This window comes from Neokomagataea thailandica NBRC 106555 (assembly GCF_001598495.1).
Lineage (GTDB): Bacteria > Pseudomonadota > Alphaproteobacteria > Acetobacterales > Acetobacteraceae > Gluconobacter > Gluconobacter thailandicus_A.
On record NZ_BCZB01000026.1, the window covers coordinates 1 to 11,426 of the forward strand.

Annotated in this window: 10 protein-coding genes; 6 read left to right on the plus strand and 4 right to left on the minus strand. The window is 52.6% G+C overall.

Annotation, left to right across the window (positions count from 1 at the left end):
* From NTH01S_RS09130 to NTH01S_RS09140, 3 genes are all read right to left on the minus strand, one after another.
* The coding region (locus NTH01S_RS09130; protein ID WP_068172778.1) for a F0F1 ATP synthase subunit A at nt 1-615 on the minus strand (615 nt) is incomplete at its 3' end.
* Entirely contained in the window at nt 593-967 is a 375-nt protein-coding gene (locus NTH01S_RS09135) for an AtpZ/AtpI family protein (RefSeq protein ID WP_068172782.1), read from the minus strand. The genes NTH01S_RS09130 and NTH01S_RS09135, both read right to left, overlap by 23 nt.
* Nucleotides 968-1,099: 132 nt before the next feature.
* Nucleotides 1,100-2,674: a TSCPD domain-containing protein gene (locus tag NTH01S_RS09140; protein ID WP_068172785.1), complete on the minus strand. Its 1,575-nt coding sequence runs from the start codon at nt 2,672-2,674 to the stop codon at nt 1,100-1,102.
* A 225-nt stretch (nt 2,675-2,899) separates the two neighbouring features.
* Between NTH01S_RS09140 and mlaD the strand changes: the two genes are divergently transcribed.
* The 5 genes from mlaD (at nt 2,900) to NTH01S_RS09170 (ending at nt 7,062) form a co-directional block, all read left to right on the plus strand.
* Nucleotides 2,900-3,454: an outer membrane lipid asymmetry maintenance protein MlaD gene (gene mlaD / locus NTH01S_RS09150; RefSeq protein WP_370664318.1), complete on the plus strand. Its 555-nt coding sequence runs from the start codon at nt 2,900-2,902 to the stop codon at nt 3,452-3,454.
* 27 nt (nt 3,455-3,481) lie between these two features.
* Nucleotides 3,482-3,712: a hypothetical protein gene (locus NTH01S_RS09155; RefSeq protein ID WP_068172802.1), complete on the plus strand. Its 231-nt coding sequence runs from the start codon at nt 3,482-3,484 to the stop codon at nt 3,710-3,712.
* A complete protein-coding gene (locus NTH01S_RS09160; RefSeq protein WP_068172807.1) occupies nt 3,709-4,374 on the plus strand; it encodes a DUF2155 domain-containing protein in 666 nt (221 codons plus the stop codon). The genes NTH01S_RS09155 and NTH01S_RS09160 overlap by 4 nt, the downstream gene beginning before the upstream one ends.
* An 82-nt stretch (nt 4,375-4,456) precedes the next feature.
* On the plus strand, nt 4,457-4,972 hold the full coding sequence (locus tag NTH01S_RS09165; RefSeq protein WP_068172810.1) for a disulfide bond formation protein B: 516 nt from the start codon (nt 4,457-4,459) through the stop codon (nt 4,970-4,972).
* 68 nt (nt 4,973-5,040) lie between these two features.
* On the plus strand, nt 5,041-7,062 hold the full coding sequence (locus tag NTH01S_RS09170; protein WP_068172813.1) for an NAD(+) synthase: 2,022 nt from the start codon (nt 5,041-5,043) through the stop codon (nt 7,060-7,062).
* A gap of 31 nt (nt 7,063-7,093) precedes the next feature.
* On the opposite strand, the gene NTH01S_RS09175 is transcribed toward NTH01S_RS09170, so the two are convergent.
* Nucleotides 7,094-8,740 (minus strand): glycosyltransferase, encoded by a 1,647-nt coding sequence (locus tag NTH01S_RS09175; protein WP_245642313.1) that lies wholly within the window; start codon nt 8,738-8,740, stop codon nt 7,094-7,096.
* 998 nt (nt 8,741-9,738) lie between these two features.
* Between NTH01S_RS09175 and NTH01S_RS09180 the strand changes: the two genes are divergently transcribed.
* Nucleotides 9,739-11,082 (plus strand): beta strand repeat-containing protein, encoded by a 1,344-nt coding sequence (locus tag NTH01S_RS09180; protein WP_068172817.1) that lies wholly within the window; start codon nt 9,739-9,741, stop codon nt 11,080-11,082.
* The last annotated feature ends 344 nt before the right edge of the window (nt 11,083-11,426 follow it).

The following is an 11,426-nucleotide window of genomic DNA, read 5'->3' on the forward strand; positions in this document are numbered from 1 at the left end:
TACGACGCCCAGACCAGCAAGCATGATTGTGAAGGAGGCAAAGACCTCAAACAACACGTGACCGGCTACCATGTTGGCAAACAGTCGGATCGACAGGCTGACAGGACGTGACAGGAAGGAGATGATCTCGATCGGGACAATCAATGGTGCCAAGCCGATGGGAACGCCATCTGGCAGGAAGTGCTTGAAGAAGCCCAGACCTTGGTGACGCAGCGCGACGACCACTGACAACAAGAAAACCCCAACTGCTAACGCCAACGTCACAGCAATGTGGCTGGTATATGTGAAGCAGAAAGGGATAAGACCGAGATAGTTACCCGTCAGAATGAAGAAGAAGAGCGCAAAGATGAACGGGAAGAAAGCGGTTCCCTTTTCACCAATAGTGCTGAGGGCGAGATCATGGACAAAGTCATATCCAAGTTCAGCCGCAGCTTGTAGACGCCCGGGGACAATCGCTGCAGGGCGCATCCCGATGTAAAGGAAGCCGAGGACCAGTACGACAGCGATGATCATAAAGAGCGGCGACTGCGAAAAATGCAGACTTTCACCGAGCGTACCGAGAACCGGTTTCAGCTCGAATTGTCCGAGCGCGTCAATCGTCGATCCGGCAGCCACGCTGGCTTCTCCCGTTATTAGTGGGGCCTGCCAGGAGGGCGGGCCCATTTAAAACTCGCCAAGCATTTATCATGCCGGCACCACATCCAAGCAGGGCAAAAATCATGATGAACACGACTTTATAGCCCAGCCAACAACCGAGAGCGTACCCGATCGCTACTCCGACGGCTAGACCAGCAGCGAGTTCGGTTCCTAATCGCATGGCAACGCCGAACTCAGAAAGCGTTTTGTTACCATCGGATGAGGAGGGTGCACCTGCCTTTTTAGACCGTTTTTTGGGAGAAAGCTTTTCGTCCGCGCGGGCAAGCCGTTTGGTGAAGCTGTCTTCCTTTTCGGAAGGACGGTGAACCACGTTAATTGAACCCTCTTAGTCCAGCACGTGTGGTTTTGTCAGGAAGAAGATCTTCCGAACGCTAACCTACGTATCGGGCTTGCTACCGACGACTCCTTGCGGTGTCAATGCGAAGTATCAAACCTGCGTGTTTCAACTGACCAAACGTAGCCGTTTACGGCGGCCTTTTGCCCCACCTTCTCCATTGTTTTTATCAATTCCTTGTGCGGCTGTGTCTTGTATGCCACCGCGAATATCGAGGGGGAGCATGGGGGCTGGGTCCTCTTTTTCCACAGAGAGTTGAGGTGCGTCTGGCAGGGGGTGGTTGAGATAGGCTTCAGAGAGGGTTCTGAAGGCGTAATCCACCATAGAAGAGGCGTAGCTCATATTGGGGTCACCTTCGACGGTGCCAGCAGCGCCAAAGCGTGTGTAAGCGAATCGCTCCACAAATGCGCCAAGTGGAGCGCCGTGTTGTAGGCCGATGCTGACAGCTTGGCCGAGGCATTCCATCAAGCCGCGTGCCATGGCGCTTTCGCGTGTGGGGACGAGATTGATCTCACCGAGGGAGCCATCGTCGAATTCACTGGTACGCATGAAGAGGCTGTGACCGCCAATGGCGGTGCGTTGCGTGAAGCCGCGCTGCCGATTCGGTAGTGGGCGGGGTACGCCGCGCTCTAATTTGGCGCGTATGCGTGCATATTCTGGCTCGGGTAATTCCGGCATAAAATCGGTCAAACCGTATAAGGCATGATGCATACGTTCATGCGCTTCGGGGCTTGTTGGTGGCAAAGGGTTGGTGCCGGAGAGTGCTAAGGCCAAAGCGGAATGTGGCTGCAATCCACGATGTTCCAAACGGTTAAGTGTGGCTTGTCGTAGTCGCCCATCATCTCGGGTTGGTGAGAAAATGGGGGTTAGGCCGCAGGCTTCGACGTCTAAAAGACCATCGACGGCTCCTGGACTAGAAAATCCGGTTTGGATAGGGGCGAGGATAGGTGCGTCATGATGTGCGGCGGCTTCTGGGAGGGAGCGCGCAGCGAGGTCACGCAGTTCACCGAGTGGTGATGGAGGGATGTCGGGGCCCGTGAGTGGGGTGCCTGCGCGGGCGACGGAGGTGGTAAGTGCAGCAACAGCTTGGGCTGCGGCGCGTCCTTCAACGCTATCATAATCAAGGCCAATGGCGGCCAGAAAAGCATCCAAGTCGGTCAACAAGACGAGACCGGCGGGTTCCTTAGGTATAATGTCTGGGGCATCAAATAGGGGGAGTGCGCCACTGCGTTCTGAGGCTTGGTCCTCTTGCAGGCGGCGCAGTGCATCACAGATAACGGCTAAGGATGTGACAAAATGTTCACGCGCGAAGCTGCCATCTTCGACGAAGGCAGAAAGACGCAGAATAAAGCCGGGTGTTTCTTCTGGGTCACGGCCCCAGATTGCGGCATTGGGCGCGATTTTCTGGAGCAATAAGAGGCACGATAAGGCCTGCCCAAGAGGGGGGGTGTCAGCCGGGGTTCCGGGGAGAGGAAGGCATGCGTCAATCGTATCAACCCAGCGTGCTGCTTCGGTTGCAAGGCGCACGGGGCCTTCTCCCGGCGCGAGAGACGCAAGGGCTTCTGCGGCGGCATCGTCCCATGCAGCAGGGAGGGTGACGGCACGGGTGGTGCTGTCATCAGGATCGGTGGTGACCTGAAGCGTCCTCATCCGGACGCCGGTCCAGTGGAGGCGGGCTGTCATGTTGAGAAGTTTACGCCTCTGTCCAGTGATGACGAAAGCGAGAAAAGAGGGGTGAAACTCGGAACAATACCCGTAAAGATGGGGATATGGGGGATAACATTTTTTCTGGTCTTCGCTGGGAGGGAAGTCTGTGGAATTGGACGGCGGAGCCGGAAGCCGCTAGACGGTAGTGAGGTGAATTTTTTGACCCTGAATAAAGTGTTATGACAGGGTTTCTGAGGTGCAGTGTCTATGAATACAGCAGCAACGGGACGAAGTGGCTCTTTGACGAGTAAAGAGTTTATCACAGGGTGTGGCGTGCTCGTTGCGCTGGTGATCGTGCTGGTGGTGGCTGTTATGGGGAACCGCTCTAGTGATGAGACGGGTTACCCGGTGCATGCAGCCTTTACCCAGATTGACGGTTTGGATGTTGGTTCGGATGTCCGTTTGGCTGGTATTACGGTAGGGCACGTTACGGCGGAAAGTGTGGACCCTAAGACATTCCAAGCGCAGGTGACGTTTAGTGTCGCACCTGATGTTAAACTCCCAGTTGATACGGCGGCGATAATTACGTCAGACAGCTTACTGGGGGGAAAGTATATTGCGCTGTCTCCCGGCGGCTCGGACCATAGTGTTCAAGCAGGTGGCGTTATGACGGAAACACAGGGTTCTATTAGTCTTGAGCAATTATTAAGCAAATTCATCTTTTCGGTGACGGATACTCTGCAAAAAGCCAAAACGGCTGATAAGTCCACAGGTGCAAACGTGCCGGCGCATGGTGGTTTATCGGACGCGCCATAAGCGTTTCCTTGAAGTGAGGCATTGACCATGATCTGGCAGGATAAAGAGGGCGCACCACTCTCTTGTGTTGAGAAGTTACGTGTTCTGCGAGAAAATGATGCAGAACTGCGGGACGTGCTCCAAGATGCGTTTGAAGATGGAATCCTGATGGGAGCAACTGCTGAATCTATGCGTCGCTCTTTTGAAGAGGCTTTGGCCAGTTTGACAGATCCTACAGTGGCGTTGACGGCGGGCGATGAGGGGAAACAGACAGCATGATGTGGCGTTCGTTCATTGCTCTGAGTGCGATAACGTTAGGGGGCGTGTGTAAGGCGCAGGCGGCTGTCGGGGTGGTCCCGCCGGCGATGTATGCGCCACAAATGTGGCAGGGGCGTAGTGAAGCGGTGCTTCATGTGTTGAATCGTCTTGATGCACATTTGGAGACGATGTCTGTACCGGTCGGCGGTACCGCAACCTATCGGACGTTGTCTATCGCTGTTGATGCCTGTGTAAGCCGTCCATTGAGTCTTGCGGAAGATGCAGGGGCGCTGGTGCATTTGCGTGATTCTGGGGATACGACACGTCCGCCTTTTGACGGGTGGATGATGGAAAATGAGCCGGGAATCGCCGTGTATGGCAGCCCGCTTTATGATGTACGGGTTGTGTCTTGTGGCGGGGCGTTCGTAGCGCCGAATCCGGGGCCACTGCCTGTGCCGCCAAAGCCTGTATTGCCGGGGGAAGACGCCCCGAATACGACGGGGGATGGTGGCAATGGTGCTCCTGTACCGTTGGCTCCGGACGCGCAGGCAGCTATTCCGTTGGCTCCGCCAGATAATGCGGCAACGAGTTTGGTGCCATCTGCGCCACCAGCGCCGCTACAACAGAAATCTGCTCCTTCTGATCTTGCACCACCGGAATCGGTGGAGCCGAATGTGCAGTGATGTAATGACGGCATATATGTGTGCGTGTGTGTGGCACATATGTGTTTCTTGAGATTTTAAAAATACCCGAAAGGGCCCCTTCATGACGCTTTTTCGTCGGAACCGTCCAGATAATGCAAACCGGGTGGGGTGGCTGTTCTTGGCTGCTGGTCTGGTTGCTCTCAGTGTTGCGTGGTCTGCTGAGCATTGGCTTGGCCTAGTGCCCTGTGAGCTTTGTCTGTGGGAGCGTTGGCCATGGCGTGTCCTGAGCGTGATTGGCTTTGTTCTTCTGGCGGTGCCGCGTCGTTATGCTCCCCCTGTGGCGTATGTGGGGATAGCGTGTGTGACGGTCAGTGTTGGCTTGGCTGTGTTGCATGCGGGGGTTGAGTATCACTGGTGGCCTAGCCCTGCACCAGAATGTCGTGCGCCAGTGTTCCATGGCGGGGATTTTCGGGCATGGATGGCCAGTTTGCCGCAGCGCCCCAACAAGCCTTGTGATTCACCGGATTATGTATTGGGCCTGCCTATTTCCATGACAGAATGGGGGGGGCTGTATGCGTGCGTCGTCGGGATTTTAGGGGCGTTGGGTACGTCTCGTCTTTTGCGTCAATTGCGTTAGTTCTTTGTGCGGCGGTACGCCATCGCAGATGGTGTTCTACGGGTAGCGTGTAGTAGGGGCCTTTGATTATGGGTGTGTTTCATTCTCTCTATCATCAGGGTTTTGCGCGTGTTGCTGCCTGTACGCTGCCGGTTACTTTGGCGGATCCGGCGGATAATGCGGAACGCATGGCGGAGATTGTGCAGCGCTGTGACCGTGATGGGGTGGCGGCGGTCGTTTTTCCTGAGTTGGGCCTTACTGGGTACACGCTGGATGATGTGCGTTTTCAGGATGTTTTGTTGGATGCGGCACGTGACGCGCTGAAGGTATTTTGTGCGCGTGTTGCGGCATGCAAAACGGTGGCTGTGTTGGGGCTTCCATGGGTGGTGGGGGAGCGTCTGTATAACGTCGCGGCGGTTGTGCAGAAGGGGCGCGTGCTTGGGGTTGTGCCTAAAACATATTTGCCGCGTTATCGTGAGTTTTATGAGCCACGGCATTTTACGTCGGGTCGCCATGTATCCACGGTGGTGAGGTGGGATGGCCAAGACGTTCCCTTCGGAACGGATGTGTTGTTCCGGGCGCAGGACCTGCCGGATTTTGTGCTTGGTGTAGAGATTTGTGAAGATTTGTGGGTTGCGAACCCACCGAGTGGTGCTCTTGCGCAGGCGGGAGCGCGTATCATTCTGAACCCTTCTGCTTCGCCTGTGACTGTAGGGCGTACGGATGACCGTATGCTGTTGTGTCAGTCCCAATCTATGCGGACTGTGACGGCCTATGTGTATGCGGCGGCGGGCGAAGGGGAATCGACAACGGACCTTGCCTGGGATGGTCAGGTCACGATTCATGAAGTGGGGCGTTTACTCGCGGAATCAGACCGTTTTCCGCAGGGGGAGCGGCTGGTGATGGCGGATGTGGATCTTGCGTTATTGCGGCAGGAGCGCATGAGGGTTGGGCAATTCGGGGGTGAGGCTGAGAATTTTCGTGTTGTAGAGTTTGCGTTGAATCCGTCTCAAGAGGATCTGGGGCTTTTACGAACGGTTGCGCGTTTTCCGTTTGTGCCGGATTCGCCCCAGACATTAGCGCGTGATTGTTACGAGGCTTGGACGATACAGGTGAGTGCGCTGCGGCGGCGCTTGGAGGCGAGTCGTTCGGAATGTGCGGTGATTGGTGTTTCGGGCGGGCTGGATAGTACGTTGGCGTTGCTTGTGGCTGTGCGTGCCGCAGATGAGCTTGGATGGTCACGCGATCGCGTGCGCGCCTATACGATGCCCGGTTTTGCGACGGGGGCCGAAAGCTTGGGATATGCGCATCGTTTGATGGCGGCTCTTGGTGTGCGGGCAGAGGAGTTGGATATTCGCCCAACGGCGCGCACGATGCTGGGCGGCATTGGTCATCCTTATGCTCGGGGGGAGGCTGTGCATGATGTCACGTTTGAAAATGTTCAGGCGGGCTTAAGGACGGATTTCTTATTTCGTCTGGCCAATCATCATAATGGCATTGTTGTTGGGACTGGGGATTTATCGGAACTGGCCTTGGGGTGGTGTACCTATGGGGTGGGTGACCAAATGGCGCATTACAATGTGAATGCGGGGTTGCCGAAAACACTGATCCAGCATGTGATTCGTTGGATTGCTCGTGAAGGTAATTTGGGAGCGGATTTACCGGAGATTTTGAGCACTATTGTGAGTGCAGAGATATCACCTGAATTGGTGCCGGATTCTGGGCAAGGTGTGCAAAGTACGGAGTCCTTTATTGGGCCGTATGCTTTGCAAGATTTTACCCTTTATTATGTGTTGCGTTATGGGTTTAAGCCTTCGCGTATTGCGTTTATGGCTGAGAAGGCATGGTCCGATGTGGGGACTGGTCTGTGGCCGGTGCATTATCCGGAGGATCAACGCAGGGCTTATAGCATGTCAGACATTCGCCATTGGATGATGGTTTTTGTGCGACGCTTTTTTGCGACGAGTCAGTTTAAGCGCTCTGCCATGCCAAATGGCCCCAAAATTGTTGCGGGTGGTTCATTGTCTCCCCGGGGGGACTGGCGGGCGCCGTCTGATGGTAATGCGCGTATATGGCTGGATGATATTGAACAGAATATCCCACTGGCATAGAGGGTTATGCCAGTGGGTCTTGTTTTGGGTATTATGTCCGTTGTTTAGCATTCGAGACTGAGAGGCGAATCCACGGGTGACGCTCTTGTACGAAATTTACAATGGTTGTTTTTCGTTCTGTTACTTCTGTTGAAGTATTCGTCATGGCGCCGGCATGGTGGCGGTAGTCTGCTAGTACTTCCGGAACATGTTTCCCGGCGAAGCCGTATTCTGCAAAGCTGCACCAAAGGTCAAAATCTTCCCAGCCCATGGCCTCTCGAGAGACGTAATATCCACCGACGGCAGCCCATGCCCATTTAGAGACGAGTGCCATGGCATCAATTTGGTTGCCAGAGATGAGGGCGAAGGGGTTGTAGGTCAGATTGCTGAGGAAAAGTGGGGTGCCGGGCGGTTGAGGGAAGTCAGGGTCATATTCAGCGATGACCGGGCCGTTTTCGTTGAAGCATTCGATGGTGGGGTAGGAGAATGCGGTATCATGTTCCATGGCATGAGCGAGAGTGCTGCATGCATTCGGGCGGAGGCGATTATCGGCATCTAGGTGCAAAATATATGGTGTTTCGGCCGCATCCATGCCGATATTGCGTGCGCCGCCAAGGCCTGCATTGTGACAAGAACGTCGGAGCACGAGGCGGTTAAAGCGCTCTGTTTTACGCTCCATCCATAAGCGAATCATGTCAGGGGAACCATCTGATGATCCATCATCGACGACGATCAGGTCAAGTAGCTCTTCTGTTTGCTGCTCAACGGATGTGAGGGCGTCGAGTAAGTAGTCAGAATAATTATAAGATGTGATCACGACGGTGACGCGTGCGTCACCAAAGCAATCATTATAAAAAAGCGTTTCACTCTCAGGGATGACAGGAAGTTCCGGGCGGTTGCGTCGTGCCTCTGCAAAGTGGAGTTCTCCTGCGAGGGCTGCTGTGCTTTCGCTTTCCATAGAAAGAATAGCGCGTTTCATGCGGCGCGCCTGGGCGACGGGACCAAAATGATACAGGACGTCATGATAGGCATTGCGTGCGAGCTGTACGCGTTTGGTTGGATTCTCAATCAGGGTGATGAGGGCTTCGCGCCATTCAGCAATGCTATCGGCAAAGAGGCCTGTTTCGCCGTCTCGTACGAGGCGGAGGAAGGGGCCGGTTCGCGCTACGATAGAGGCTGCTCCCGCGAGAGAGGCTTCAAGGAATTTGACTTCACTCTTAGCGTTACAAAAAACGTTATCGGATTCGAGGGGAGCAATAGAAATATCGAATCGTGCAAATTCATCGGCAAGTCGTGAGAGTGTCGTCATGTCCCGCCATTCAATCTGATTCGCAACGGGGGCTAGTTCTGGAAATTCCTCGATAAGTAGAACGGGTTTTTTATTGTCTTTCTCTTGGAAAAGAACGAGTCGAACATTTGGGTAGAGTGAGAGTATATCGGCAATAGCTTTGGAAGCGCGCGCGAAATCGCGCTGATGGGTGCGCGACCCGGTGGCGTAACCGATTCGAATAATATCAAGGTGGCTGGGTGGGCGGCTGGGCTCTCCACGTAAGCGTAGGTGACTGCGTGAGCGTTCGAGCGTTTCGTGGTTATAGACGTTGGGTAGGAGATGAACACACGGGCGAAGAGCATGCATTTCTGTTGCGAGTTCTTGGGTTGTGACGGAACCATAACTGCAACGTGCAAGAGTTCGACGCATTTCAGAAAATGTTCGCTCTATTTTTTCTTCCGTAGCTCCAATGGAGCGAATTCCATCAATGATATTTATTCGAGCATAATGAGGGACAAAAACAATATCATCGGTATCAAATACGGTTATTACATTCTCTTTGTTGCTGAGATCTAATATTGTACTCACATGACCGCTGAATTCGACGCGCCATAGAAATGCGATATCGGCCCATTGAATGTCCTCATAAGAGATAGATGCACAGGGAAGTACGCGAGCTTCATATCCAGCATCAATGCAGGCTTGTGCATTTCGAGAGCATCTATATTCAGTTCCTGGAGTATTTGGTTCTCCGGATATAAATAAAATTCGTGTTTTTTTGTCTTTTATTGTTGTTTTTATTTCTGGTTTATTAATTTTTTTATATTGAAGAAAACTGAATTTTTGTTGATTTTGATTTTCTGTTTTGGCTTTTTCTAAAGCATTTTCGTGCTGTAAAATTTTTTCTTTCAATAATTTTATATCATCCTGTAGTTTTTTATTGTTTATCTTTTCTAGAAATAGAGATGATTTTAATTCTATAAAATCATTATCGGTAATTTTTTTATGATTTTTTTGTATATTTTTTGCCAAAAACGCATCATTTGATTTGTTTTCTTCGTTTCTTCTGTTGAGTTCAGGGTTCATTGTTCACTCTGTTATTTCTGTCGATATGTTGTGTTGTTTTTGACACGTTTTTTTTTATTTGAAAGCCTTTTATCGTTTCTCTACGAAAAAGCGAGAAACTCTTGCTCTTATAATGCTTTTTGAGTATGTTAGTGAGAGTGTATAAAATCTGTTGTCTAAGACAGTGGTGCCGTTTGTTTTTGTTAGTATTTAGAGTTGGTTATGACTTTAATATACGCAAAAGACTGATTGGTGATTGCGTCGTGAGGCAACGTTTGATTATAGTCAGCGTCACTCATTAAAACGAGGTGGTCATCCGGCCGCCAGTGTACGCAATCTTAGTTTTCGAGGAGTACTAAGTTATGGCGGTCGTTACAGTCCAAGGGGCTTCGCAGGGCTCTTCAACGAATATTTTTTCAGTAACTGTAGACGGTGCTCGTGCTCAGGCGCTGGCCAACCAATATGCAAGTGCTGTTGGTGGATCGTCTGCATTGGATCTAGTTCAGGGGGCCAATGTCAGCACGAATCAGCACGGTCTTGTTGATGCTGGCGGGACCTACAGCATTGGTGGTTCGCTTTCCAACATCACAGTCGGTTCTTATGGACCAACGGACACGCTGAATGCGGCTGTTACGATTGATCTGACGACGAGCACGACCTCTAGCGTAAACATTCTGGCGGGTGACTGGGCCGGTGCCACGGTTCTGGCAGGCAGTCAGAGTGGTGTTTTCATCGGTGGTGTTGGGGATAATACATTTTCAGGCACTGGTGGCAGTGGTAGCTGGAGCATCGCTACGGGCGATGGTAACGATACGATCAATGGTACAAACGGCAACAACACCATTGCTGGTGGCGTCGGTAACAACTTGATCACGCTGGGCTCCGGTACGAACACTGTTCTGTCCGAAGGGCAGGATACCATCAAGGGTACGTCCGGCACCAACACTGTTACGCTGATCGGTGGTAGCTCTCAGGTTTCCTTGGGTGCAAACAGCACGATTATTGACGCTGCGCAGAACAACAACGTCTCGTTCGGTACGAACAGCTATGTAACGGCTGGTAGCGCGAGCTCCTACTTCTCAACCGGTGCGACGTCAACGGTTGTTGGCGGCGCTAACGATACGGTTGCCGCAACAGGTAACCTGCAGGTTGTGCGCGGCTCGGCTAATAACATCAGTGTTTCGGGCGCATTGTCCTTCCTGAATGGTACGGGCAGCACGACGATCTCTGCTGGTACGTCAACGATCTTCGGTGCTGGCGCTCTTAACCTGCAATTGACTGGTTCTGGTACGAACCTGTTCGTTGGTAACGAAGGCAACGAAACGGTTTCTGCGGCAAGCTCAACGGGCGTTCTGCATGCCTTTGCAGGTACGGGCAATGAGACGATCATCGGCGGTGCCGGTGCGGATACGCTGGTTGGCGGTACGGGTAACGCAACGCTGGTTGGCGGTACGGGTGCAGCAAACTTGTTTGCTCTGAATAAGGGCAGTGCTGGTGGTAACTACACCATCCAAGACTTTGGTAGCGCCGCCGGTAACTTGATGGCTCTGTACCAGTACGGCCTGCAAAACAACAACGGTCTGCAAAGCGTTCTGCAGAACGAGACGGTTGCAGGTGGTAACACCACCATTCAGCTTAGCGACAACTCTAAGATCACTTTCGTTGGTGTCACGAACCTGAAGGCAAGCAACTTTACACTGAGCTAACATTCCAGCTTAGTAGATGCTTCATGAGAAAGCCCGGTCTTGTGCCGGGCTTTTTCTTTGTTAGGTGGTGTAAGGCGGTACTGAGCGTTGATACGGATTTCTCAAACGCATTTTGCGGATAGTGGGCATCAGACAGAAGCCGAAGAAGACAATGCGTATTTTTCAAGTTCTATACGGCTGCAAGGACGCCGTTTTGATGATCTCGTTCATGAGCGGGACCGACTAAGAGCAGAGCTTGTTCAGCTTCGTGCATCACGTTCGTGGAGGATGACAGCGCCTATACGGTGTGTCAGTGGTTTGCGACATGGACGTCTACCGAACGGAAAAAAAATACAGGAATATAG